22 protein-coding genes, 1 tRNA gene and 4 pseudogenes are annotated in these 26,015 nt (G+C 49.4%); 7 read left to right on the top strand and 20 right to left on the bottom strand.

Features of this window, described 5'->3' with window-relative positions:
• Window positions 1-166: 166 nt before the first annotated feature.
• The 4 genes from G9C99_RS02055 (at window position 167) to G9C99_RS18670 (ending at window position 3,711) form a co-directional block, all read left to right on the top strand.
• The gene (locus tag G9C99_RS02055; RefSeq protein WP_166415788.1) at window positions 167-1,672 is read left to right on the top strand and encodes a DUF4153 domain-containing protein; all 1,506 of its coding nucleotides are present in this window, start codon (window positions 167-169) and stop codon (window positions 1,670-1,672) included.
• A gap of 21 nt (window positions 1,673-1,693) precedes the next feature.
• Complete coding sequence (locus G9C99_RS02060) at window positions 1,694-2,368, top strand: response regulator transcription factor (RefSeq protein WP_166415789.1); 675 nt, start codon at window positions 1,694-1,696, stop codon at window positions 2,366-2,368.
• The gene (locus tag G9C99_RS02065; RefSeq protein WP_166415790.1) at window positions 2,365-3,327 is read left to right on the top strand and encodes a sensor histidine kinase; all 963 of its coding nucleotides are present in this window, start codon (window positions 2,365-2,367) and stop codon (window positions 3,325-3,327) included. Before G9C99_RS02060 ends, G9C99_RS02065 begins: the two co-directional genes overlap by 4 nt.
• A gap of 240 nt (window positions 3,328-3,567) precedes the next feature.
• On the top strand, window positions 3,568-3,711 hold the full coding sequence (locus tag G9C99_RS18670; protein WP_407925999.1) for a DUF6990 domain-containing protein: 144 nt from the start codon (window positions 3,568-3,570) through the stop codon (window positions 3,709-3,711).
• Between the two features lie 156 nt (window positions 3,712-3,867).
• Here the strand turns inward: G9C99_RS18670 and G9C99_RS18385 are convergent.
• From G9C99_RS18385 to G9C99_RS02135, 13 genes and pseudogenes are all read right to left on the bottom strand, one after another.
• Window positions 3,868-4,014: pseudogene (locus tag G9C99_RS18385) on the bottom strand (IS3 family transposase); the annotation flags it as partial.
• A gap of 59 nt (window positions 4,015-4,073) precedes the next feature.
• A complete protein-coding gene (locus G9C99_RS02070) occupies window positions 4,074-4,466 on the bottom strand; it encodes a hypothetical protein (protein ID WP_205859812.1) in 393 nt (130 codons plus the stop codon).
• A gap of 359 nt (window positions 4,467-4,825) precedes the next feature.
• The gene (locus G9C99_RS02075; protein ID WP_166415792.1) at window positions 4,826-5,002 is read right to left on the bottom strand and encodes a hypothetical protein; all 177 of its coding nucleotides are present in this window, start codon (window positions 5,000-5,002) and stop codon (window positions 4,826-4,828) included.
• Complete coding sequence (locus G9C99_RS02080; protein ID WP_166415793.1) at window positions 4,990-5,931, bottom strand: site-specific integrase; 942 nt, start codon at window positions 5,929-5,931, stop codon at window positions 4,990-4,992. The genes G9C99_RS02075 and G9C99_RS02080 overlap by 13 nt, the downstream gene beginning before the upstream one ends.
• Window positions 5,932-5,948: 17 nt before the next feature.
• Window positions 5,949-6,824 (bottom strand): hypothetical protein, encoded by an 876-nt coding sequence (locus G9C99_RS02085; RefSeq protein ID WP_166415794.1) that lies wholly within the window; start codon window positions 6,822-6,824, stop codon window positions 5,949-5,951.
• Between the two features lie 136 nt (window positions 6,825-6,960).
• Window positions 6,961-7,035: transfer RNA gene (locus tag G9C99_RS02090), tRNA-Asn, on the bottom strand.
• Window positions 7,036-7,287: 252 nt separating this feature from the next.
• On the bottom strand, window positions 7,288-7,752 hold the full coding sequence (gene queF, locus G9C99_RS02095) for a preQ(1) synthase (protein WP_166415795.1): 465 nt from the start codon (window positions 7,750-7,752) through the stop codon (window positions 7,288-7,290).
• A 14-nt stretch (window positions 7,753-7,766) separates the two neighbouring features.
• Window positions 7,767-8,468 (bottom strand): annotated as a pseudogene (gene queE / locus G9C99_RS02100) (7-carboxy-7-deazaguanine synthase QueE).
• Between the two features lie 3 nt (window positions 8,469-8,471).
• Window positions 8,472-8,825, bottom strand: coding sequence for a 6-carboxytetrahydropterin synthase QueD (gene queD, locus G9C99_RS02105; protein WP_166415796.1), 354 nt, complete (start codon window positions 8,823-8,825; stop codon window positions 8,472-8,474).
• Window positions 8,825-9,527: pseudogene (gene queC / locus G9C99_RS02110) on the bottom strand (7-cyano-7-deazaguanine synthase QueC). Before queC ends, queD begins: the two are co-directional and overlap by 1 nt.
• 29 nt (window positions 9,528-9,556) lie before the next feature.
• Window positions 9,557-10,124, bottom strand: a pseudogene (locus G9C99_RS18675) (DDE-type integrase/transposase/recombinase); the annotation flags it as partial.
• A 307-nt stretch (window positions 10,125-10,431) separates the two neighbouring features.
• Window positions 10,432-10,773, bottom strand: a complete 342-nt coding sequence (locus G9C99_RS02130) for a hypothetical protein (RefSeq protein WP_166415798.1) — start codon at window positions 10,771-10,773, stop codon at window positions 10,432-10,434.
• Window positions 10,774-11,156: 383 nt separating this feature from the next.
• A complete protein-coding gene (locus G9C99_RS02135) occupies window positions 11,157-14,822 on the bottom strand; it encodes a vitamin B12-dependent ribonucleotide reductase (RefSeq protein WP_166415799.1) in 3,666 nt (1,221 codons plus the stop codon).
• 707 nt (window positions 14,823-15,529) lie between these two features.
• On the opposite strand from G9C99_RS02135, the gene G9C99_RS02140 reads away from it, so the two are divergent.
• The gene (locus tag G9C99_RS02140; protein WP_166415800.1) at window positions 15,530-16,813 is read left to right on the top strand and encodes an HlyC/CorC family transporter; all 1,284 of its coding nucleotides are present in this window, start codon (window positions 15,530-15,532) and stop codon (window positions 16,811-16,813) included.
• On the opposite strand, the gene G9C99_RS02145 is transcribed toward G9C99_RS02140, so the two are convergent.
• Window positions 16,810-18,357: a helicase HerA-like domain-containing protein gene (locus G9C99_RS02145; protein ID WP_168713233.1), complete on the bottom strand. Its 1,548-nt coding sequence runs from the start codon at window positions 18,355-18,357 to the stop codon at window positions 16,810-16,812. The genes G9C99_RS02140 and G9C99_RS02145 overlap by 4 nt on opposite strands.
• A 403-nt stretch (window positions 18,358-18,760) precedes the next feature.
• On the opposite strand from G9C99_RS02145, the gene G9C99_RS02150 reads away from it, so the two are divergent.
• The gene (locus tag G9C99_RS02150; RefSeq protein ID WP_166415802.1) at window positions 18,761-19,384 is read left to right on the top strand and encodes an invasion associated locus B family protein; all 624 of its coding nucleotides are present in this window, start codon (window positions 18,761-18,763) and stop codon (window positions 19,382-19,384) included.
• 51 nt (window positions 19,385-19,435) lie between these two features.
• Here the strand turns inward: G9C99_RS02150 and G9C99_RS02155 are convergent, their stop codons facing one another.
• The 4 genes from G9C99_RS02155 to G9C99_RS02170 are packed head-to-tail and all read right to left on the bottom strand — an operon-like array spanning window position 19,436 to window position 23,700.
• The gene (locus G9C99_RS02155; RefSeq protein WP_166416283.1) at window positions 19,436-20,650 is read right to left on the bottom strand and encodes a beta-ketoacyl-[acyl-carrier-protein] synthase family protein; all 1,215 of its coding nucleotides are present in this window, start codon (window positions 20,648-20,650) and stop codon (window positions 19,436-19,438) included.
• Complete coding sequence (locus G9C99_RS02160) at window positions 20,650-20,913, bottom strand: acyl carrier protein (RefSeq protein ID WP_166415803.1); 264 nt, start codon at window positions 20,911-20,913, stop codon at window positions 20,650-20,652. Before G9C99_RS02160 ends, G9C99_RS02155 begins: the two co-directional genes overlap by 1 nt.
• Window positions 20,914-20,948: 35 nt before the next feature.
• Window positions 20,949-22,034: a UDP-3-O-(3-hydroxymyristoyl)glucosamine N-acyltransferase gene (gene lpxD / locus G9C99_RS02165; RefSeq protein WP_166415804.1), complete on the bottom strand. Its 1,086-nt coding sequence runs from the start codon at window positions 22,032-22,034 to the stop codon at window positions 20,949-20,951.
• 46 nt (window positions 22,035-22,080) lie between these two features.
• Window positions 22,081-23,700 carry a L,D-transpeptidase family protein gene (locus G9C99_RS02170; protein ID WP_166415805.1) on the bottom strand — a complete coding sequence of 540 codons (1,620 nt, stop codon included), beginning with the start codon at window positions 23,698-23,700 and terminating at the stop codon, window positions 22,081-22,083.
• Between the two features lie 314 nt (window positions 23,701-24,014).
• On the opposite strand from G9C99_RS02170, the gene G9C99_RS02175 reads away from it, so the two are divergent.
• On the top strand, window positions 24,015-24,584 hold the full coding sequence (locus tag G9C99_RS02175; protein ID WP_166415806.1) for a YcbK family protein: 570 nt from the start codon (window positions 24,015-24,017) through the stop codon (window positions 24,582-24,584).
• A 297-nt stretch (window positions 24,585-24,881) separates the two neighbouring features.
• Here G9C99_RS02175 and G9C99_RS02180 read toward each other — a convergent pair whose 3' ends face one another.
• Together G9C99_RS02180 and G9C99_RS02185 are read right to left on the bottom strand one after the other, a co-directional pair.
• Window positions 24,882-25,361 carry a DUF192 domain-containing protein gene (locus G9C99_RS02180; RefSeq protein WP_166415807.1) on the bottom strand — a complete coding sequence of 160 codons (480 nt, stop codon included), beginning with the start codon at window positions 25,359-25,361 and terminating at the stop codon, window positions 24,882-24,884.
• Window positions 25,358-25,894, bottom strand: a complete 537-nt coding sequence (locus G9C99_RS02185) for a cold-shock protein (protein WP_166415808.1) — start codon at window positions 25,892-25,894, stop codon at window positions 25,358-25,360. The genes G9C99_RS02180 and G9C99_RS02185 overlap by 4 nt, the downstream gene beginning before the upstream one ends.
• Window positions 25,895-26,015: the final 121 nt, after the last annotated feature.

Raw genomic sequence — 26,015 nt, forward strand, 5'->3', positions numbered from 1 at the left:
ATATTGTTCAATGTCTACTTTGGGCATTGGTGACTTTTGTGCTCTTTTCACATGGTTCGAAAACCTGAATCTGTTTCCGCATCGGTCTGCACAATTACTGCACATCTCCTAAGCACGTTCTGCGGATGAAACTGCAAAGATAGCTCCGACATTGACGGAGAAAATAATGCAAAATCAATTTAGAGTTAGAGGCGTTCCCAAATCGCTTGCTATGGACGGGTGGTGGCTGGGCTGCTCTGAGGGAATAGAAAACACCACGACGGACAACAAAACTGTGCCAAAACGAATTTCGCGCAGTTCTTATTCTAAACGCCCTATATTAGGAGTGCTAACCTTGGTGCTCGGGGCTGATTTTTTATTTTGGCAGCAAAGCCTAGGCATCTCATTGGCGTTATACTCAATCGCAATTTATTGCGTCGGAACGTATCAGCTTTCGCTGAGGTCCCGTATTCGGCCTTTGATTTTGTTGGTGTTTGGTGTGATGCCAACCATCGAATACGTACAATTTCTTTCGCTTATGTTTTTATGCACATCTTTGGTTGTCTCATTGATCTGGGCACATCAACCTAAACTAGATACCGATAGATACCCAACAGCAGCCTTTCGGCTTTTGGCCGCCATTCCTGTGTCTGGTATTCTTACTCTTCTCAGCATTATTCGCTCACTTCGGGCTGACACGGGGGGTACGGGTACTGAAACGGTTAAACGCATCCTCCGGAATTGGGCCTTTCCGGTTGGTGGGACACTGATATTTTTCACACTATTGGTTGATGCAAATCCTGTGTTCGCTCAGTTCCTGTCGATAGACATCGACATTTTAGCCTTGAGCAATCGCATTTGTTTCTGGTTGGGTGTGGGATTGTTGATTTGGCCCATGACTGATGGGTTCATTTTCGACGACGGTGCATTCCCCAAACTGACCAAACCAAAGTGCTTCCTGAGTTTAGGCCTCAATACAGACTCCGTCTTGCGCGCGCTTGTTATGTTTAATCTATTAATTGGCGTTCAAACTGTGCTTGATCTGTCAATCTTTGTTGGGGGGAGTGAACTTCCGGATGGAATGAGTTATGCGAGTTATGCTCAAAGAGGTGCGTATCCTCTGGTCATCACAGCATTGCTTGCTGGCATTTTCGCTATTTTGGCGCGCCCCTTTCTGCTGAGCCACCCGTTTCTAAAGCCCCTGATTATGCTGTGGCTTGTTCAAAACGTCGCTCTTTGTATTTCGGCCGGATTGCGTTTAGATTTGTATATCGAAGTTTACGGGCTGACATATCTACGTGTGCGGGCATTGATTTGGATGGGGATGGTTGCCCTAGGTTTATCCTTGACCGCGTGGCAAATTTTATTTGCACATTCAAACCGTTGGTTGATTTTACGCTATGCAGCTTTAGGCGCGGCAACATTGTACGCATGTTGTTTCGTCAACTTTGCTGCAATTATCGCTACAACGAACATCCCGTACCAAAGATCCAGTATGCATATTTGCAACCTTGGACCGACTGCGCATCAGGCTATTACGAATGGGATTCTTGAAGCTCGGAATAGCTCACAAGATCGACCATTTATAGACAACCTTGAGCGGTGCCTGCCGGATGCGCCAACCATTGACGGATGGCGAGATTGGGGGCTACGCAAGTGGCGCATTGCTGTGTGGCCGGTATCACGCAGTTGATTGGTAGATAGGAATTGTGACATGAAAATTCTGCTCGTTGATGATGACCCTCGATTGCGTGATTTGGTTGGGCTGTCGCTTGAACGGGCGGGATATCAGGTTTTGAACGTGGCGGATGGCAATCAAGCACTTGTATCAATCTTGCGAGACTCCCCTGATTTGATTGTGCTTGATGTAGGCTTGCCTGAAATGGATGGCTTTGAGGTGTGCAGGCGCATCCGCGCGCACTCCGAGATACCTATTGTATTCCTGACCGCCCGCGATGACGAAATTGATCGGGTGATAGGTCTTGAATTGGGCGCGGATGATTATGTTGTGAAACCGTTTAGTCCCCGTGAATTAGTAGCACGCATCAAAGCTATTTTAAAACGAAGCCGCCCTACCCCCGGGTTCAATATTTTACGTCATGGCCTGTTAGAACTGGATTGTTTAGCCCATGTGTGCCGATTGAAAGGGGTGAGCATTGCCCTTACAGCAACAGAATTTCGCGTCCTTGAACATCTGTTACAGAACCCCCAAAACATCCGAACACGATCCCAGCTTATCGAAGCCGTATGGGGTAGACACAGCCAGGTTTCAGACCGCACCTTGGATAGCCATATGCGCAATCTCCGTCAGAAACTGGCCGAAAATGGCGACCCAAATGCCATTGAAACAGTGCATGGTGTGGGCATCCGCATGAAGGAAGTTATATGATGCGGTCGTGGCGTCCTTCACTTATTCTTGTTCTAGCTGGTGGGCTTGCCGGTACTTTGGCCCTATCGCTCGCTGGAATTGTTGCTTTACGATATCTTGGTCCTGAAATTGGATTCCGAAATGCGGCAATTGTATTGGGTTTGATTATTACTGCGGCCACATCATTGCTTGGATGGCTTTTACTTCGCCTACTTTTGCGTCCGATTCTTGCCTTGCAACGCTATGCGGCAGCAGTCAGTTTTGACAGCACATCAGATGCTGAAGTTCCGGCACATTTTGGAACCCACGAATTGCACCAAACTTCGCAAAACATCATCGAAATGGCAGAGACTTTACGCGATAGAGAAATGACAATCCGTAGTTTTACCGACCACGTCACCCATGAGATAAAGACCCCAGTGGCCGCGATCAAAGCTGCAGTTGAGCTTCTAGAAGATGGCGGCAAATTGAGTGCAGAAGATTTACGGATCGCGCGCGAAATTGATGGGGCGCAAAACCAAATCCAATCTCAACTCAACGCTTTACGCGCGGTCGCCCAAGCCCGCGAGACGCGGTATATTGGCATCTGCTCTTTGGCCGACTTACCCAGAGATATCGGTGGAACCGTGTCTCTATCGCTCGACGGCGCGCATATAAAAATTCCTCTCTCTTGCGATGGGCTGAACATAGTCTTACGACAACTCATCCAAAACGCTGCAGAACATGGAGCGTCTCAAATACTGCTGCGTGCCGAAGAATTAACTGATGAAATTCGTGTGTGTATCATCGACAATGGATATGGTGTTTCACATGGGAATGCAGATCGAATTTTCGACCCATTCTTCACGACGAAACGCGAAGACGGCGGCACCGGTATGGGCCTTTCAATCGCGCGCAACATCATTGCGGCTCACCATGGTAAAATCTTCAACATCCCCTATTCAGATGGCGCATATTTTACGATCAAATTCAAAAGGTAAATCCATATAACGACTACATTGCTTTTACGGGTAAGAACGCTTTGGGCAGGTAGCGACCTTTGCGAAGCCGTGTTTGCCAAAAATCCGATAGCTTTGATGGCAGCGGATAACGACAAAACATTGGAAATATCCCCTTTTCGTTATTTGGTAAGAATTGACTCTCCAATGCAAAAGGCAATACTCAGGCCCTCCTTTTGAATATCAAATACAATTGTTTCAAAACCCTGTCGTCGTGAGCTTATTGGATCCAATAGTTTTGAAACAGGTAATCGTCTTGGGTGCGTGAGCTACTTGACCAAGGATTACATTGATCGAGCGTTGATTTTGGCCCAGCGATTATCCTCTGATCCTCTTCTTCATAGACGTGGACTTTTCGCGGTTTAGTTCCTATTTCTCTCAAGCAATGTTTGCTATGAAGCAGAAAGGCTACGGGACTGAGACGGCCCGATGCTAAGCGACATTACGAATTGTTCGTAGTCATATAAAGTTGGACATCGGAGTGCTTGAGTATCGTAGGCTCTGGTTCGTTTGTGTGATTGATTATGTGGCTTGTTTTTGATGTTGCAAGCGGCGTTGTCGGATTGCCTGCGTTTTGATCTTTTCCTGTTCTCTTAGAATTTCTTTGTTTCGCCCGAAGTACACGTCTGCAGGTGTGACGTTGTTCAGGCTTTCGTGGTAGCGCTGGTTAGCCGCCAGTTTCCAATGCGCTGTTCGCGGCCTGCACCAGTTTATGCAGAGTGCGTGAGCTATCCTGTGCCCGAACGGTAGACGTCCATGTCTGCCATCACATCGAAAAAGTTGTCCGAAAACCGCCACGTCAGATAACGACCATTTGGCGCAATTTCGAGATGGTCGAAGATCCCGGGAATGGCGACCAGCTCGGCAACAGGTTTACGCAGAAAGCGGCTTGATCCGGTTTTGGATGGAAACCCCAGCTCGCGGAGTTCTGCAACCAAGACAAAGTGGTCCTGTGGCCCTTCGTCGCCTTCGAACACGGGCCAGCCTTCTTCGGTTTGATCTTGCAAGAAGATCAATGCGAGGAAAAGCTTGGCTGTGGCGGCTGAGAACCCTGCCATTTTGATGAACTCAGCCACATAGGCAGAGATACGAAATTTGGTGTGATTGTAGTGCATTTTCATGTTCCTTTCTTGGTAGGCGGAACATGGGAACGCGGCCTTTCGGGCAAAAAGATTCCGGTAAAGATTTTCTGCGCATATGCAGGTGCGGTCGCCGTCTCTGCGAAAACACCTGCAAAAGTGATGTCGTAAGTCGCCAGATCCTACGCAAAGCCTGCATGCGTGACAATTTTGAACCATTAAGAGACTGATTGCGCGAAGAAATACCCACGCGGAAATGGCGAAACATAGAAATCCAGAAATCGGGAAATGACAGTGCCTTGATGTGATTAAGGCAAACAGGTTGCCCCGTCTGCCCAAACTCACCACCTGTTTTCAAGTGGCTACCGCTCAAATTTCCTGTGCAAAGGAAGGTTAGCAGATCACACCACACGCAAGCCTTTTCTCGTTGCCTCCAAGTCAGACACTTTCGCCTTCTTGCCATGGGCAAAGGCGCTTTGGATCATCGAAATGTCGATGTCCACGCGCTGCACAATCTCGTGCAGATATTCGAGATCATGGCCATCGCCTCCGTAGTGCTTGAGGTTCACCGTCTCCATCTCGTGCCCCATGAGAATATGGCGCAACTCACTATCGGTGCGGGCCTTGATCTGTTCGACATTGAACTGCGTGCGGAAACTGTGGAAGTCGATGCGCTTTTCATAGACATCGTTGGTCTTGCGGAAGCGTGTGAAATCTTTGGTGAAGTTCTCAGACAGGGTTTTTCGGTTTTACCACGCGTCAGGTGCGGAAATAGCCGATCCTCACCTTCGCGCCGCCGCATAGCCACCAGATCAAGGAAACCAAGGGCAATCAGACTGGTATGGAGAGATAAACGACGCGTCGCGGCTTTGGATTTCAAACGCTGCCAGCGTGCGCCGACTTTAATGTCAAAATAGTCGATGCCGTTTTCCACCCGAATATCATCAAGGCTAAGTTGCAGCACCTCTTCTTCGCGCAGCCCGTGCAACACAGCAATGATCGGTGCCCAGAACATGGGATCGCCGACGTCAGCAATCTGTCCTTGGAAAACCGGAGTTCGGAACAGCTTCGGCAGCTCATCCCCCCAGATCTTACGGCTATTGTCTTCTTGAAGGATCTCGAGACGTTCCAGTTCTCGCTTGGACCACATCACATTTTCCATGAAATTTTCAGAGAGGTAGCCAAGGGTCTCCATGTAGCGCAGCACACGCTGGGTGTCCTGCATATGTCGATAGACCGTGTTCACGCGCAGCCGTGCAATATTTTCCTGATGCTCAGCCACTTCGATATTGCCCTGACTTGCGCCAGCCTTCTTCAACTGCGCATGAACACGTGCCTTGTTTTTCTGCTCGTCAAAGTCCGTCGCGTCAACGATTTCACGGATTGTTCTCTTTTCCTTGGAGGATTTGCCGTGGTTCGCTGAAACCCTTTGGATGATCGAAAACGCGCCGATGAAATCTACCTTCGTCAGATCGCATAGCTGTTTGTCGCCAATGACGTCGATCATCAACTTCGCATTGGCTTTCAGATTTGAAAACGAGTTCCGTTCCCTAGACTCGCCCTTGGCTTTGACTGCAAGCTCTTCCGTCGCTTGCCCTCTTTACCCGCCAAACGTGCCTCACAGTATTTTTCATATGCTTCCGACAGCTTGACTGACGCCTTTTTCGTTGCCTTCGGGGGCGAAGATTGGATCGGTTCAGACGCGTTCAGTGGCGCGTTGACAGGCACAGAAGTGGTTGCGGTCGCAGGCTCAATAACCAACTGAGCAACGGGCGCTGCGTGAACCGCAATAGCCGCAGGTTCTGCACGATAGGTAGGCTTTGAGGGCGCAGCGTCAGCCTTCATTGCCGCCTCAAAGAAACGGCTGGGTGCAGAGAAAACACCCTGATCGCGCTGTGACCGCTCAACACTCAGGTCCAGCAAAACACGTGTCGCCTCATAAGCAATAACCATCCAATTTTCCTCATTTTCATTGATGTTTACACCGAGACGCGCCGCGGCAGCGTGCACAGGCGCTCGTGCCACCTCACGGTTGCGCAAAAGCAGTGCTTCACGCAGCGTGTCTTGCAAGACCAGCTCTCGCTCGGCAGCCATCTGCGCTTCTTCACGGGTGCGTTCAGGTGCAATGGCGCGTGCGTGGTCCGATGCTGCGATTTCAAATCGCAGCAGTTCGGTCAAAACCCGCTCCATCAGACCTGTTTCCATGTTCGCAACGCCTCTCGAATAGTCGAAGGCAAGGGAGCTGAGCCACGTCAAACGGCGGGCCAGCACCTCGGCCTCACGAACCACATCGGTCTTCAAGGAAAATACGAAAAACCGGTTTGAGGCGTTTTTGAAAAAATTTCTGGGACGCGCCGCCGCCAGTAAAACGACGATGGTCTGCGCTCCAGATGCAGGCATGGTGTTGGTCTTCTCAATGCTCCGACTCCCGCATGGGGTTTGTGTAATCGGATGTGACAGAGAATGTGCCCAGAACGACAAAAGCGCCCCAAGATGGAGCACTTTGTCATTTATTTCCAACTCCTTAGATGGAAATTGGCTCCGGCGGTAGGGATCGAACCTACGACCAATTGATTAACAGTCAACTGCTCTACCGCTGAGCTACGCCGGAATACTGCGCGTGGTATAGCCACAGTGAATTGGAACGGCAAGCGGATTTTTCGTGGAAATGAAAAAATTCGAATACGAATTACATCATCAATGTATTTGAAGTTTTGCCCGCACAATCGTGCTTAATTTGGAAAAAAGAAACGCCCCGATAAAAGGATTACTATGCGGCTCTCCGGGATGCCTTGAAAATAGCCTGAAGGCCTTTGGACGGATGTTGAACAAATCGCCCGCACACCATTACGGAAGAGTTATCTTAGCCGCGCCCGCGGTAAGGTGGGACACCTTGATCAGGAATCCATACATCCTCAGGCATTTGGCCAGATTGCCAAAATACATCGATTGGAATGCCTCCGCGTGGGTACCAGTATCCGCCGATGCGCAACCATTGGGGATCTAAAAATTCAACAAGCCGGCGAGCAATGGAAACTGTACAATCTTCGTGAAATGCACCGTGATTGCGGAAAGATCCCAGAAACAACTTTAGAGATTTGCTTTCGATCAACCATGCACCCGGTACATAATCAATGACGATATGCGCAAAATCCGGCTGCCCTGTCATAGGGCAGAGCGACGTAAATTCTGGTGCAGTGAACCTAACATTATAAGCGGTATCAGATTGCGGGTTGGAAACGCGTTCGAGTTCTGCCTTCTCAGGGCTTTCGGGCATAACGGTCGCGCCGCCCAATTGTTTGAGATCACTGTAAATACTGTCAGTCATGACTGAACTCCTAACTAAACGCCACGTTTATTGCCCCAAACCAACACATGCAGTTGGGGCAAAACGCGGGGGGTGAACCATCTGTCGCCTGTCACCTTTTCAATAAGCCAAAGTAGGCGATTGGTGTTTGTGTCCAGATCAACGGGAATGTCGGGGTCTACTTCGGGGTTTCCCGGCTGTAGATAAAGTTGCAGTTCTGGGTGACGCTTTGCAGCTGTTTTGGCCCATTGATAATCAATATCGTCAAAAATCACGATTTTCATCACGGTCTGGGTTTTAGAGCCAGCCGAGACAACGCATTTTGCAAAGATGGACCAATCCACGGCTTCACCACTTGACGGAGGCTTAGGACTCAGGACAAGCGTATCGAGCGCGCTAAACCAATCTTTGGAAACTGATCCTTGAGTTTCGCAGGCAAAACGATACCCTTTGCCCTGCCCTAGCTGAATGACATTGGTAAAATCCTGAATGGCGGGATTCCCACCTGATATGGAAACCGTTATGGGGTGCCCACCAGAAAGAGTTTCAACCTCTGCAAACACCTCTTCGGCGGTCATTTTGGCCCAACTATGACGGTTTGCGCTATCGACGGCGTGCAAACTATCACACTACGAACACCGATAGTCACATCCGCCGGAGCGAACAAACACAGTTGGTTCCCCAATCAAAGCGCCCTCACCCTGAATAGTGGGGCCAAAAATTTCGGCGATGCGCAAAAGTCATGGACGGTATTCTGCCCAAGTTTTTGGGGTTTCCGAAATCTTCACTGAAGTTGTTTCAGGCCATCGTGCCGCACACCATTCGTAAAAATGACGAGCCATGTTTTCAGCCGTCGAAGGGCCGTCCAGCACGTCATTCAGATGACGGTGATCAAAGCTGTCATCGATATAAGATTTAGGCGGAGCAAGTTCGTGATAATCCCGTACGAACCCATCATCATTTAAAGTATTAGATGCAAGTTCAACAACAACAATATAATTGTGGCCATGCATGCGCGCGCATTGATGATCCGCTGGAAGATGTACCAATTGATGTGATGCAGAAAAGTGAAATTCCTTGGAAATACGGTACATTACGTAATTTCCTTTGTGTCGGTTGCTACACGCCAAAAATCTGGATCTTCGTATATTGTAGGATCATTAACTCCAGCCAAATAAAAGGCTTCACGCCGCTCTACACAAGTACCGCAGCGGCCACATTGATGAACGCCACCTTTATAACATGACCAAGTTTGTTCAAACGGTGTGTTCGCGTCGGCACCTGCAATGACAATGTCAGCTTTGGATTTATGCACAAAAGGTGTCACCAAACTTACATTGGCGTATCCATCAAGAGCCTCACGCTGCATCTTGTCGAATGTGTCGGTAAAGCTGGGACGGCAATCTGGATAGATAAAATGGTCGCCACCATGGACCGCCGTTGCGACGGCGTCATCTCCATTGGCTGCGGCCACACCATAGGCAATCGTAAGCATAATGGCATTGCGATTGGGAACCACCGTTACCTTCATCGTTTCCTCGGCATAGTGGCCATCGGGAACGTCGATATCATCGGTCAAAGCTGAACCTGACAATTCCGCTCCGATAGGACGCATATCGATGATATGATGGGGAACGTTCAGACGTGTCGCACAGGCTGCGGCATAGTCCAATTCTTTGCGATGACGCTGGCCATAGTCAAACGACACAAGCCGGGGAAAGGTCACCCTGATCTGCCAGTAAATGGGCAAGTGACACAGAATCTAATCCGCCGGAGCAGACAACTACAGTTTTCATATTTAAACCCTTGTTTTGTTGACCGGGCATTCGTCTCGCAATTTGCCATTGAAGCTTTCAATGAAACTGTTCTGCTGGGGCTTTCCAGGCGCGATGTAATGCCAATCGATGCCGTTTTCCTGAACCCATTTGAGGATCGCCATGCTGGTGAACTCAGTGCCGTTGTTGATACTATCGCCTTTGGCATGCCGCGGTCAGCGATGACCAGGTTCAGTTCGCGTGCAACGCGGTGGCCAGACAGCGACGTATCAGCCATCTGAACCAAGTTCTCACGACTGAAGTCATCAATGACTGCCACGATGCGAAATCTGCGACAGTCGGTCAGTGCGTCGGACACGAAGTCCAAACTTCCCGTTGACCGACAGGTGATGCTTGCGCACCGAGAGGGGGCGCTGATTTGGGCCGTCTGGCGATACCATCGGCTTCCTTGTGCCCAATGCGCGTTTCCTGCCGCCCCTGCTGCGCACCTGAAGCTTCTCTTTCGTATAAATCCGCCTGACCTTCTTGTGCCCTCTCATGCATGTAAACATGCACTGCCGGGTGACAGTTCTCGGCAAATCCCTCCCGCGCAATCATCACGTGGACACGACGGTAACCAAGCCGCTTCCGTTCCCTCGAAACGCATTTGATAGCATTTCTTAAATCAGCATCATCGCCACATCGCGATAGATATCGCACTGATGACCGATCAACTTGCAACACATCGCACGCCCGCCCCCTCTCGGCAGAATGCCTTGCATTCGCCTGCCAGCAACGGCTGGCTGACCTGATGTTGCTCCATCAGATGCGCCACTGCTTTCCGCTTGCCAACAGGCGTCACCACTTTTTTGAATTGATGTCTCGCAGCATCGCGTTGTCCAACATCTGCTCGGCCAATAGCTTCTTCAGCTTGCCATTCTCATCTTCAAGCGATCGCAGCCCCGCCATTACTTAGTACCATTGCGTCGGATGTTAACTGTGACCGGGTGTCCTGACGAAAGCAAGCCGAACAAATTCGGCTTTCTCCCCGCGGAAGATGTTGTTGGCCTATTCTGGGGCCAAAGGTTTCATAAACATGCGGCTCTACCAGCATAAAGGCCTGCTGCATCAGATCATCAGCCGCTACACCGGAAATCCTTTCCAACGCCTCAAATGCCTTGCACTCTCCCTTTAGGAATTGCGCCATCGTTACTTCTGCGTCCAACACCAGATCTGCAACAATTGGAACACCATTGACGAAGGCAAAACTCGAAGCAAATGACGCCATTGTCTCTTCTGAATGTAAAGAAACTGTGTTCTTCAATCTCATGTCTTCGAGGGTGGCAAAAAAAGAGGGGCGCCACAAGGGCACCCCGAGGTTTCAATGACTGAACTCATTTGTTTACCGCTCATTTGTTTTATGCCTGCGGCTCAGTCATTGTCATGGAGCAAGCGCACCTGCTCCGTGTTGATCGAAATTGAAGAGGATTGAGAGCAGCTCAAGTCCCCACCTTCACAAAAAAACACTCTTAGTTATTGTTTTCGCTACACTTTAACTAAAACACCTCTGGTCCATACATTAGAATTTCATCATTTATTTTTCGACGAATTTCGAAATTTCGTAAAAAATTACGATTTCCGACAGCGGGTAGATACTCTTAGCAAACTCCCTCAAGAACAGCCTGAGGTCCCCCCACAGGTGTTACATTTCATACAGGTTCCATTGCGTACGAGCGTGTAGTTCCCGCAATCTCCACATGGGTCGCCTTCATACCCCTGAAGCTTTGCTTTTGCCCGATGATCAAATGCAACAATCCCAGTGGCGGGTTCACTGGTGACAGCAACAGCCACTTCCGGAACCAAAGTTTGCAGTGCAGCAACGGGATCATCACCGCCCACAGGAACGCCTCCCTGTAGCACAACCAAATCCTGTGGAACGCGTTTGCGAAGATATCCGGTCGAGCTAATTTGTTTCAGTACTTCCAAAGATTTAGAAGTCGACTCTGCGCTAAGCTCTCGAATGTTGGATAGGCCTTCATCCTGCCCTTTGCCGAGATCATCAAAGCTCGCGCCTTCGGGTTTCACATGGGCGAGGTCGGTGCGATCCAGATAACTCACTGCCAACTCACGGAAGATGTAATCAAGGATCGACGTCGCATTTTTAATGCTGTCGTTGCCTTGAACCATGCCGGCAGGTTCGAATTTTGTGAATGTGAACGCATCAACAAATTCTTCGAGCGGAACGCCGTATTGAAGCCCAACTGAAACCGCGATCGCAAAGTTGTTCATCATTGCGCGAAAGCCGGCGCCCTCTTTGTGCATATCAATGAAGATTTCACCTAGCTTACCATCGACATATTCGCCCGTGCGCAGATACACCTTGTGTCCCCCGACGACAGCTTTTTGCGTGTAGCCTTTGCGCCGTTCCGGCATTTTTTCACGGTGGGATTTCATGACCTCTTTGATCACGATCTTCTCAACGATTTTCTCTGCCAGAACCTGCGCTTTTTCGTGGTTTGATCCTTCGGCCAATACCTCTTCGGCCTCTTCGTCATCTTCTACCAAAGCGGAGGCCAGCGGTTGACTCAGTTTTGATCCATCGCGGTAAAGTGCATTTGCCTTTGTCCCCAACGACCAACTGAGCTCATAGGCCCGTTGGCATTCCTCAATGGATGCATCATTTGGCATATTAATGGTTTTGGAAATCGCACCAGAAATGAAACTCTGCGCAGCGGCCATCATATGAATGTGGCTATCAACGGACAGATAGCGTTTGCCCTTTTTACCGCAGCTGTTGGCGCAGTCAAAAACGCTATAATGTTCTTCCTTCAGATGCGGGGCATCTTCTAATGTCATCGTTCCACAAACGTGATCATTGGCCGCTTCGATATCTGCGCGGGTAAACCCAAGATGACGCAGTAAATCAAAGCTCGGGTCATTTAGTTTCTCGGACGGGATACCTAGTACATTGGTGCAGAATTCGCTTCCCAGCGTCCATTGATTAAACACAAATCGGATGTCAAAGGCTGACGGCAGTGCTGCCTCGATCTTTTCGATCTCATTGGTTCCAAAGCCATGGCCAATCAATGATGTGTGATTGATCCCCGGCGCGTTACCGATGGTCCCATGGCCCACTGCATAGCTAATGATCTCTTCGATCTGCGCTGGACCGTACCCCAAAGTTTCCAGCGCAGCAGGCACAGACCGATTGATGATCTTGAAATACCCACCACCCGCAAGTTTTTTGAATTTCACGAGCGCAAAATCAGGCTCAATCCCTGTGGTATCACAGTCCATCACCAGACCAATTGTACCCGTTGGTGCAATTACTGTGGTTTGCGCATTTCTAAACCCGTTTTGCTCACCCAATGCTATCGCTTCGTCCCAAGAAGACTGTGCAATCGCGATCAGGCGCTCATCCGGGCAATTTCGCAAATCAAGCGGGACAGGTTTAACGCTAAGGCCTTCATAACCATCGCTCCGGCCATAGGCCGCATTGCGGTGGTTACGCATCACGCGCAGCATGTCGGCAGAATTGCGTTCGTACCCCGAAAATGCACCCAGTTCCCCCGCCATTTCAGCAGATGTCGCATAGGCAACCCCGGTCATAACTGCCGTAAGTGCGCCGCACATTGCGCGCCCATCGGCACTGTCGTATCCCATGCCCATATTCATCAGCAATCCGCCGATATTGGCATAACCTAAACCAAGCGTGCGATAATCATAGGAGCGTTGCGCAATTTCCTTTGATGGGAACTGTGCCATCGTCACTGAAATTTCCAGCGTCACAGTCCACAAACGAACAGTGTGCATGAAGTCTTCGACTTGGAACTCTTCATTCTTATAGAAGTTCAGCAAGTTTATCGACGCGAGATTACACGCTGTATCATCCAAGAACATGTATTCTGAACACGGATTTGAGCCGCGAATTTCACCATCCTGCGGACATGTATGCCACGCATTAACAGTATCATGGAACTGAATGCCCGGATCAGCACACGCCCAAGCGGCATGTCCGATCTGTTCCCATAGATCACGCGCTTTAATGGTTTTTGACACCTTGCCATCGGTACGACGGATCAACGCCCAATCAGCATCATCTTTGACAGCTTGTAAAAACGCATCCGTCACACGAATAGAGTTATTGGAGTTCTGCCCAGACACCGACGAATACGCCTCGGAATCCCAATCCGTATCATATGATGGGAATTCAATAGAGGTGTAGCCTTGGCGTGCGTACTGCAAAACACGGTTAATGTAGGTCTCTGGTATCTTAACTTTTTTCGCTGACCGGATCGCTGTCTTCAATCCATCGTTGGTTTTGGGGTCGGTTGCAGCCTCTTCCGCCCCGTCCCAGCTTCGGATCGCTGCAAAAATTTCGTTTAGCTTTTCTTCATGCATCTTAGAGCCTGCAACGATGCTCGCTACTTTTTGCTCTTCGACGACCTTCCAATTGATGAATTCTTCGACATCCGGGTGATCCACATCGCAAATCACCATCTTTGCGGCCCGGCGGGTTGTACCGCCAGATTTAATCGCACCTGCGGCACGGTCTCCGATCTTCAGGAACCCCATAAGACCAGATGATTTACCACCACCGGACAGCGCCTCATCCGCCGCACGCAGGCTGGAAAAGTTCGTACCGGTACCAGATCCATATTTAAAGAGACGTGCCTCGCGCACCCACAGATCCATAATGCCACCATCAGACACCAAATCATCTGACACCGATTGGATAAAACAGGCATGTGGTTGAGGATGTTCATACGCTGACTTTGATCGGGTCAATTTGCCCGATTTATAATCAACATAATAATGACCCTGCCCTGGTCCATCTATCCCATAAGCCCAATGCAACCCCGTGTTAAACCACTGCGGTGAATTCGGTGCTGTGCGTTGCGTGGCAAGCATAAAGCGCAACTCATCAAAGTAAGTACGCGCATCGTCTTCTAAACTGAAATAGCCGCCCTTCCAGCCCCAGTAAGCCCAAGCACCTGCAAGACGATCAAAAACCTGTTTGGCGGAAGTTTCACCAGAATAACGTTCCTCTTCCGGTAATTTAGCTAATAGTTTTTCATCAGCGACGGAACGCCACAAAAACTCAGGAACGCCTTCTTCTTTCACTTTCTTCAACCGGGCCGGAACGCCAGCTTTACGGAAGTATTTCTGTGCAATAACATCTGATGCAACCTGACTCCAGCTTTCTGGAACTTCTAGATCATCAAGGCGGAACACAATCGTACCGTCAGGGTTTCGGATTTCAGAGGTGGTTTTGGTGAACCCCAGCTCTGCATAAACATCGCGACCCGTTTCCGTAAATTTGCGTTCTATTTTCATCCGTGCCTGCCTTGATCCACATGTGTTGTCATCAAAAAGGTACAATTCGGCACACTTTACCCGTTCACGTAAATACACGTGTCAAAGCGTTCTCGCTTGGAGAAGTGTTAAGCTAACTGTCCCTGCATCGGCTACTTTACCACTATATTTTGTGGCATTCGACCTAGCCCCTACAAAGTGGCGTAGCACCCCCTAATGGGTCAATGGATTTCTTTAACTTATCCACGATAGATTTTGTTCACATCGCCGGAATTACATTTTCTTTCTGATCTGACAGCCACTCAGTTAGAGGAGCCAAAACCCAGATTATTGTTTTTATTGGCAAGCTTATCAAAATTAGCTGAGGTGATGCTTCAGCATTAATTAAATTATAGTTAACCTCTTTCCACAAAAGTTATCCACAAACAATTTTAACGTGCATTACCAAAACCCAAATTTCCTTTTGCGATACACTTCGAATCCGCCCCCCAAAACTGGCAAAAATCAGCCACGAGATTCGTTTCCTAGTGAATGGGACTGTTTTGCTCCTAGATCTTGTAGATCCGGCGTCATCCTGCGACCAAATTCGCAAACATTAAGGTTAACGTACTCAATATCCAATGCAGTGATCGTTTTACCCTACATTTTTCCAACTCGTATTTCAGCCAATACTTGAAAGCGACCCGTCTCCCGCCCATAACAGGGACATTCCTAAACCTGAGGTTCACATGGACACCGCTCTCTGGATTGTTGCTGGCGCAATCGCTGCTTTGCTAATGCTCTCTGCCTTTTTTTCGGGCTCCGAAACCGCCCTTACCGCTGCATCACGTGGAAAACTGCGAGCTCAAGCCGATAAAGGGTCCGCAGGTGCGCAACAAGCTTTGGATGTCACTGAGGACAGTGAACGCCTTATCGGGGCTGTCTTGCTTGGGAATAACCTCGTAAATATCTTGGCGGCCTCACTGGCCACGGCCTTATTCACTGACCTATTCGGCGAAAGCGGCGTTGTCTTTGCGACGTTGGTCATGACATTTCTGGTATTGGTCTTCGCCGAGGTTCTACCGAAAACATATGCAATCATCGATCCTGAAACTGCGGCAGCGCGTGTTTCGCCCATTATTCGATGGCTCATTCTTGTTTTATCTCCGATTGTTCAGGCGATCCGATTGTTTGTCCGCATGGTTCTAAGCCTCTTTGGGGTAAAGACCGATCCAGACAGCCCAATATTAGCGATGCGCGAAGAGATCGCTGGCGCAATTACCCTCGGCCATTCAGAAGGCATCGTTGAGAAAGAAGACCGCGATCGTATTTTAGGCGCGCTGGATCTTGGTGATCGTGCGGTCGAAGAAATCATGCTGCACAGATCAAAAATTGAAATGATCGATGCAGACGACGCACCCGAAGACGTTCTGGCACAATGCTTAGCAAGCCAGCACACCCGCCTTCCTGTTTATCGGGATGATCCTGAAAACATCATTGGTGTAATCCACGCCAAAGATCTACTGCGCGCTATGAACACCCAAATTCGGATCGAAGGTGCATCTGTAGATAACTTTCAAATAACCGATGTCGCCAAAGACCCCTATTTTGTGCCCGAAACCACAACGCTTGATGACCAGTTGCGTAATTTTCTACGAGCGCACAGTCACTTTGCATTGGTTGTCGATGAATATGGATCACTGCAAGGATTGTTAACGCTCGAAGATATTCTCGAGGAAATTGTTGGCGAGATCACCGATGAATTCGATGATAAAGGTGAATTTCAAGTCACTCGAAATGACGACGGTTCCGTTGAAATTGATGGCGCGATGACCATCCGCGACCTTAATCGTGAAATGGATTGGAACTTACCCGATGACGAGGCAAACACCATTGCCGGACTGGTTCTACACGAGGCTCAGATGATCCCCAGCGCCGGACAAATGTTTAGTTTTCACGGCTTTCGTTTCGACGTCATCGAACGGCAGGACAATCGCATTACTGCCCTACGCATTCGTCCACTCTTACACTAACGACCACGAAACAGGCTGCCAAAGATACCGCGTACGATACGGCGGCCTGTTGTTCCCTTAAGTTCTTTGATCACAACATTTCCGATCGCTTCGCCCCAACTTTCGGTTTTTCGGGTGCGGCGGGACGTCGAACGTCCGACTCGTGATCCGGAGTATCGACGGCCAGCACGATATTCCCGTTCAGCGGTATCAGCCTCTTCTTCGCGTTTTTCAGCTTTCTCAGCTTCCTGTGCCGCGACGTCAGCGCGTTTCTGCAAGATTTCATATGCAGATTCTCGATCAACCTCTGCCTCATATTTCCCAGCCAGCGGCGAAGCGGCAATCACCTCTTTACGCTTTGTAGTGTCGAGGGGGCCCAATTGCGATGACGGCGGACGTATGAGGGTGCGTTCAACAACACCCGGCGCACCTTTACGTTCTAAAAAGGACGTAACAGCCTCGCCAACGCCGACCTCACGAATGGCTTCTTCGGTATCAAAACGCGGATTGTCACGGTAGGTCTCGGCTGCCATGCGCAACATTCTACGATCTTTCGCCGTAAAGGCGCGCAAGGCATGTTGAATACGATTGCCCAACTGCCCAAGAATATCGTCCGGTACATCCGCCGGGTTCTGGGTGATAAAATAGACACCCACACCTTTAGACCGGATCAGCCGCGCCACTTGCTCGACCTTATCGACAAGCACTTTGGGTGCATCGTCAAACAACAAATGAGCCTCATCAAAAAAGAACACCATTTTTGGCTTATCAGAGTCACCAACTTCGGGGAGTTCTTCGAACAGCTCAGACAGCAACCAAAGTAGAAATGTCGCATACAAACGTGGGGCGCCCATCAGTTTGTCTGCTGCTAGGATATTAATCCGCCCACGCCCATCAGCATCATGCAACATCATATCCGAAAGCGCGAGGGCTGGCTCACCGAACAACATCGCGCCACCCTGGTTTTCCAGGACAAGCAATCGACGTTGGATCGCGCCTATAGACTGCGGTGACACCAAGCCGTATCGCATCGAAAGGTCTTTTGCATTTTGGCCCACCCAGACCAAAAGTGCGCGCAGATCCTTAAGATCCAGCAATGGTAAGGATTGTTCGTCGGCGACCCTAAAGGCAATGTTTAAAACACCTTCTTGCGCATCAGACAGCTCTAGCAAACGCGACACCAACAGTGGTCCCATTTCGGTAATAGTCGTGCGCACCGGATGCCCCTGTTCGCCGAACAAATCCCAAAATGTCACCGGAAAGGCATCATAAGTGTAATCAGAAAATCCGATCGTTTGGGCCCGGCTCATAAAGGCATCATGAAGTTTAAAACCATCATGCCCAGCAGCGGCCAAGCCAGATAAGTCACCTTTCACATCGGACAAAAACACCGGGACACCCTGAGACGAAAAGCTCTCAGCGAGGATTTGTAAGGTGACAGTTTTTCCCGTGCCAGTTGCCCCAGCAATAAGCCCGTGGCGGTTAGCATACTTCAGCAGCAGCTCCTGTGCCGACGCATAATCTTGCCCGCCGCCTCCTACAAAAATTTGCTCACTCACAGGCATGATTCCCTTATTATTGTTTAAACTTTGATCTCAAAATACAATTTTAACTCTTATATGCCACCATAACCTTATTCGGCGTGCGTTTGGTTTGCGTCGAATAACTTCCTCCCTGTTAGACTGGCCGCACCTTTAGGTGCGGTTTTTTTTGGCCTGGTCTCAGAAAATTCATGTTTTTCACTGTTGACCGTCGTGTGCAAAGAACGTAGCTTTTGTTCAATAATTAAGTCGGCCAGTCCGACGGGGAGAAAAATAAAAAGGATCGCACTTGCTGCGGTCCTTTTTATTTATGCTAGGCTTCATCGGCGGCTCTTGGCTTGGTAGCATTTTTCAAATCGATTTTCGGGACTGACATAGGGATTTTCCCGTGCTAAATCATCTTCAAACTATGGAATGATGGATAAAAATGACGAATTTCATTAAAAATGCCGCCTTATTGGGGTTTCTCGTTGCTGCAACTCAAGGTCTGGCGCAGGACGACACAACAACAGAAGAGACCACAACTGTTGTTCCTTCTGCTGAAGCATTTGACCTTGGCGAAGCGGAAGTTCCTGAAATTGAAGTTGGGCAGCTGTATCTCCGTGAAGTTCATGGCGACTGGCAAGTGCGCTGTGTAAAGACGGAAGATAGCACAAATGAGCCGTGCCAGATTTACCAAACACTGATGACACCTGCGCCAGAAGGCAGCGAAGGCGAAGCGGTTCCAATTGCGGAAGTTAACATTTTGCGCTTACCTGATGGCACCCAAGTGGTCGCAGGCGCAACCATCGCGGTTCCGTTACTTACACTTCTGACCGAACAATTGCGCGTTTCCATTGATGGTGGCCAAGCACGTTTGTACGATTTCACCACATGCGATACCGAAGGATGCTACGCGCGCATCGGGTTTACTGCGGATGATATTGCAGCATTCAAACGCGGCAATGGCGCGGTCGTGACAATCGTACCTGCTTTGGCTCCTGAGGACCGTGTTAATATTACCATGTCTCTTACAGGGTTTACTGCAGGCTTTGACACCCTCGCGAACTAAATCAAATCACTTGGTTTTCTGAAATGCCGCCTTATAGGCGGCATTTTTTGTTTATACTTTCCGCAAGGCCAGCACTGCATTCAGCCCACCAAATGCAAAGGCATTAGATAGCGCAATGTTGACGTCAGCATCCCGGGCTTCATTTGGAACAACATCCAACGCGCATTCGGGATCTGCTTCTGTGTACCCAATCGTTGGTGCGACGACACCTTGGGTGAGCGCCAAAGTACATGCCAAAAGTTCCACTGCACCAGTGCCGCCTATCAGATGGCCATGCATTGATTTTGTGCTCGACATCATCAAATCGTTAGCGTGATGACCAAAAACATCCGCAACAGCAGCACACTCTGTTTTATCATTGGCTGTGGTTCCTGTTCCGTGGGCATTGATATAACAGACATCTTCGGGATTAATTTGGGCATCGGTCATCGCGCCTGCGATTGCACGGGCGGCGCCCTGCTTTGATGGCATCACAATGTCTGCTGCGTCGGATGTCATTGCAAAGCCAATGATCTCAGCTATAATTTCGGCACCACGTGCTCGGGCATGTTCGTATTCTTCAAAAACAAAAACACCAGCCCCCTCGCCTTGTACCATGCCATTGCGATCGGCCGAAAAGGGACGACAGGCCGATTTTGACATCACACGCAGACCTTCCCACGCCTTAATCCCACCAAAACACAACATCGACTCTGAACCACCGGTGATCATCACATCGGACATACCGCTGCGCACCATTTGAAACGCTTGCCCCATTGCGTGGTTGGACGATGCACACGCCGTCGCAACAGTAAAGCTCGGTCCCTTTAGGTTATTTTCCATCGATACATGGCTAGCCGCCGCATTATTCATCAGCTTTGGGACAACAAATGGGTGAACCCGGTTTTTTCCTTCTTCGTAAACCGTGCGGTAGTTATCATCGAGCGTGGTCATCCCGCCGCCAGATGTCCCCAAAACAACGCCTGCACGCTGTGATAATGCACCATGGAAAACCAACCCTGATTGGGCAATGGCTTCGCGAGACGCCAACAAAGTAAACTGCGTATAGCGGTCGTACAATGCAATCTGTTGTCGATTAAAATGCGCTTCCGCTGAGTAATCTTTGATCTGGCCGCCAATCCGTATGCTGAGGCGGTCAACATCTTGAAACTCTAATGGACCAATTCCGCATTTACCTTCGCGCATCGCGTCATAGGTTTGGGCAACAGATTGCCCAAGCGGGTTAATCGTCCCCTGCCCCGTGATTACAACGCGGCGCTGCTCCATCATTTTTCCTGGCCCGCGATAAGAGCCTTGATCGCAGCGGTAATGCTGGCGACTGACGATATGTCAAAGTCGCTTTCCGTTGGAGCATTTGCATTAAAAGGCACCTGAATATCGAAAGTTTCTTCGATTGCAAAAATGCTCTCGACCAAACCAAGACTGTCAATACCAAGGCTTTCGAGCGTGCTGTCTGGGTTCACATCCTCCACCGCGAGAACAGCCTGTTCTGCGATGATTTCCCTGACTTTTAACTCTATATCTTGCATAGTAGCTCTTTCATACAGTCGAAACTCTCGTCTGTTTATTGCTTCGACTTTGCAACAATTTTTTGAAGCTCTGCGACTTTTCCAATGAGACGTGGCAAACGACGTAGCGCTTTTTGCATTTCGACGTGACTTTCCATCTTAACAGCAGGCGATCCCAACAAAACGCGGCCAGCAGGTGCATTGGTAAAGATTTTGGTCGCGCCACCAGCAACAACGTCATCACCCACATTTATGTTGTCAGACACACCGCATTGTCCGCCCATCACAACCCGATTGCCGATTTTAGTCGTACCCGCGATACCCACCTGTCCGCACAAGAGGCAATCATTTCCGATTTGAACATTGTGGCCAATATGGACTTGATTATCGAGTTTCGTTCCATCCCCGATCGAGGTTGCGCGGATGGTACCACGATCAACAGTAACATTGGCCCCAGTTTCAACATTGTCGCCAATGATAACATTTCCAAGCGAATGGATGCGTGTCCAGCTTTGAGCAGAAATTTCACCTTGATCTCCAAGGCTTTCACGGGCGCGTTCCACTCCAGATTTTTCTGGAGTAACAAAGGAAAAGCCATCTGATCCGATCACACCGCCAGACTGTGCGATAAAACCTTCTCCAATCTTCACATTGGCCCCAATGCGCACACCTGCATGTAACAAAGCATTCGCACCAATAGAGCTGCCTTCAGCAATGCTGACATGCGATGCGATGCGAGCGCCAGCACCGATACAAACGTCTCGGCCAATCACAACAAAAGGGCCAATGGCTGCACCTTCGCCTAACTCCGCACTTGGATCAATTATCGCCGTGGCGTGAACACCGGACGAGATGTCAGGCCCTGGGTCCATTAACTTCGTCAAACCAGACATTGCATATCGAGGGCGAGGCACAAAAATAGCAGCCTCTAGTCCAAGATCCTCCCAATCAGCGCCATCCCACAGAATGGCCGCCTTGGCGCTTCCCTGTGCCAAATCATCCCCGTAACGCGGGTCCATCGCGAGCGCCAAAGCAGTCTCAGACGCTGTGTGAGGTTCGCTTGCATGGGTGATCAAAAGATCAACAGCGCCAACGGCTTTCGCCCCTAGCGCTGTTGCAATTGTTTGTATCGTATAAGCCATGATCAATTCCCAGTTCGCGTCGTTCAAGACGCTTCTTGGGTTTGGTTTAGCTCCGAATAGAACGAATGACCACCCCGGCATCACGTAGGGCATTCCAGACACGTGCGTCACGCCCATAAGCATCGCGACGGAAATTGATCCGACCACGCGCCTGCGTGAATGCGGTCCGGTAAATCAAATGTACCGGAACCTGCGTTTCCAACGGCACAAATGTTTCGCGGTTGCTATCTAGGCTTCTATGAAAGAAGCCACGTGGATCAGATTCCTGAGCAGCCAAAAGCGCATAAGCGAAATCATAGGGATCATCTAGACGAACACATCCATGCGAAAACGTACGCACCTCGCGCGAGAACAGGTTCTGCGCTGGAGTATCATGAAGATAGATATTGTACTGGTTGGGGAAAATAAACTTTACCCGACCCAACGCATTGCGCGGCGATGGAGGCTGACGCATCGCATAAGGAAATGTGCGCGCGGTATATTGGGAAAAGTCCACATTGGCACGGTTCACCACACGTCCACGGCTATCAATCAGCTGCAAATGGCCAGCAGCATTTGGGTTGCGCTGCATTTGTGGGAGATATTCATTTGTCGTGATCGAGCGCGGAACATTCCACGTTGGATTGATCACAATATGCTCCATGACGTCAGAAAACTCTGGTGTACGACGATCAGAGTCATTTGCACCGACAACCGAACGTGTTTGGAAAGTCACCTCTCCGTTATCGATAATCCGGGCTGTAAAATCAGTGATGTTTACCAAAATATGACGAGAACCACGATCGCGATTCAACCAACGCTCGCGCTCCATTGCGACGATAACGGATTGGAGACGATCTTCGACACTCCGGTTGATTTCGGTAATTGTTCCACGACCAGCAACGCCGTCAGATGTTAGCCCGTGATCAACCTGAAAGGCTTGAACGGCTGTTTGAATTGCACCGTCGTAAGTTTGTGTTGCATCGCGACGGAGATACCCCATTGCAATCAGCCGATTGCGCAAAGACACAACCCCAGCCCCAGATTGCCCAGGCTCCAACGCGTTTGAGGAAACTTCAGGCCCCCAACCGCCCTGACCCAAAAGGCGTTCCATGCGGACCTTTTCAGCCATTAAGCGCGTATACTCAGGTGTCCGCGGCGCAAGTGCACGAAAGACCCCATTCGGGGAACGGGTTGCAATGGTTTCTAACAACTCCACTCGGTCACGACGCGGAATTTGACGTACAATTCCACTATCAATGCGTCTTGGGTTTTCGATAATTCCAGTTTGTAGATCACGTGAGAACTGTAAATACTGGCGGGACAGCTCGACTTCCAGTGCCCCACGCTCCCTAGCGTTATCCGCATCACGCAAGTCTGCGCGAATTTCATCTGGGCTATAACGCCCCATCGGCAGACCGTGGTCACCCGAGTTTTCCAATGCCCTCAGAAACGCGCGCAAGCGCTGGCGGCTTTGGCCATTTCCGTTGGTCCAAATGGGTTCAAAATCACGGGCACGGTAAAACGACGCCAGTGCGTCATCTCCAGAAATAGCTTCGGCAACTGCTTGTTTAAAAGCGGTGACCTGCGCAACGACAGGAGTGTGCGAAAATATCAAAGACGTTGCTAAAGCAACTGCTTTGAGGGTGAAAAAAGAACGGGTCGGTACGACCTTTGCTATACGCATTCCATACCTCAAATGAGATTTCTGTTTAGTTGGACGCAGAATCGGAAATCTGAACTCAGTTGTCTACTCACATTCATGAGATCGCTATACGAAACATTTAAAGTGTCGATTAATTGCAGCGTCGTCGGCAGAAAATGTGGAATTAAACAACTTTCAGCAAATTTCTGCCTAAATTGGGTTGTATCTCGGGTTCAACCCAAATCTGCACTTGGTTCGTGATTCGAGATGTGTCATAAAATTCGTGCATCTGAGGGGATGAATTGAGGCAAAGCCGCTGAAACAAGCGGCGATAGCGATGGAACAGGCGCAATATCATGACGGTTGATAAGACACCTCTGCTTACGCGGCGTGGAATACTTGGGGCATTTGCAGCGACGGCGCTTGTATCAGCGCCGGTTTATGCAAACGCGACAGGATTTTTACGCGGTGGTGGTGATATTCGACGTATTCGCATGTTCTCAGGTCGTACCGGCGAACGTATTGACATGATCTACTGGATCGAAGGTGAATATATTCCCGATGCTTTAACTGAAGTTAATCATTTCATGCGCGATTGGCGCCGTGATGAGGCAACCAATATTGACGCCCGCAACATTGATATTATGGCTGCCGCGCACAATCTATTGGACGTTGATGAACCTTACATGCTGCTGTCTGGCTACCGTTCACCTCAAACAAATGCGATGTTGCGTCGGCGTTCTAGCGGTGTGGCACGTAATTCGTTGCATATGCAGGGCAAAGCTGCGGATCTACGGTTGCAGTCTCGCTCTGTTGGACAAATGGCGCGTGCGGCGATTTCCTGTAATGCTGGCGGTGTTGGTCGTTATTCGCGATCTAATTTCGTACATATGGATTGCGGGCAAATCCGCAACTGGGGCAGCTAAGCCTTCCTCTCCTTATCTATCTCTATGGTAGTCGTTTTTTCGCGGTATTTTTACTGCGGAGTACCTACAGTTATGGTGCTTCAAAAAAATTTATCAATATCGTTAAAACTTTCAAAACCTCTAATTTATTTGAAAGCCATTGCGTCGAAATACACAGTGAAAGCCTATTCAGCTCACTCTTTCGCACTCATAACCCTATGATTCGCCGTTAAAATTATAAAAGCACAAGAATCGAAGTACTGTCTTCGGTTTAGTGATCAAAGAAATCCATAGCAGAAACGATAGAAATAGCGCGTTTCACTCCGCGAAGCAGGGCCAAACGACGTCTCCGGTGATACTTGGATGCTGGACCTGAGCCCCTTCAGAGATACCATAAGCATCGACCAGCCCTGCATTGATCTCTAAAACGTATTGGACGTTTTCGCCGCCGTCTATTGGCGTGCGGTCCAATGGCACTGCATCTTGGGCAATACGTGAAACAACACCAGTCACATCAATAAAGAGCATATCAAGTGAAATAAGGGTGTTTTCCATCCAAAAGGATGCGCGATGGGGGCCGTCGTATACAAACAGCATTCCGCTGCTCATAGCCATTGTTTCGCGATGCATTAAACCTAGCGCGCGTTCCTGCGGGTCATCGGCGATTTCAACATTGAAAACCGCCTGCCCCCAGTCACCGCGTAAAGAAATTCTATCTTGCACACATTCAGCAAAAACACTTTGCGGTACACATAAAAAAGCACCACATGCTAAAGCGGTGCGCAAGATATTACTCATTCAGGCTCTCCACGAGACGCCATTTCCCATGACCCTACAAAGGTTGCCATGGCTCCGCGTTCACCGTCTATAACTCTAAGGCACGCCGCCTCGCCCGGCAGCAAATCGGACAAACCAGATCTGCGCAGCACTTCGATATGAATAAACACATCGTCTGAGCTGCCAAAGACATTGGCAAAACCAAAACCTTTGCTTTTGTCGAACCATTTGACACGTGCTGCGACCAGTGGAAGTGATTTATCATCCGCCAAATCAAACACTTCGCCTTCGGAGTAGTCTCCAGCCAAGCCAAGATCGGGCGGTTCAATAGCCAAAATTCGAGTTGCTTGCACACCTCGCTGGGTTTCTTGAACGATAATCGTCACGGTCGCCCCATCGGTTACAGAGCTTTGACCAAAGTTCCTTAATACATTTGCATGCAAAAGAATATCGGGGCCGCCCTCGTTAGCGACGACAAAACCGAATCCTTTAGTCGGATCGAACCACTTCACGGTTCCGCGGACTTCCTGTCCATCTGTACTGTTCTCAGTCATCCCCATTACTTCTCACACTGTGTATTCCCCAATACACGAGTTCCCCAGACTTAGGTTGTGCTACATACATGCATGTTGCAAGGAAAACCTTACAAATTCTCTGCATTACCAACGCCATAAA

Origin of the sequence: Cochlodiniinecator piscidefendens, assembly GCF_011326755.1 — a bacterium.
Taxonomy (GTDB): domain Bacteria; phylum Pseudomonadota; class Alphaproteobacteria; order Rhodobacterales; family Rhodobacteraceae; genus Cochlodiniinecator; species Cochlodiniinecator piscidefendens.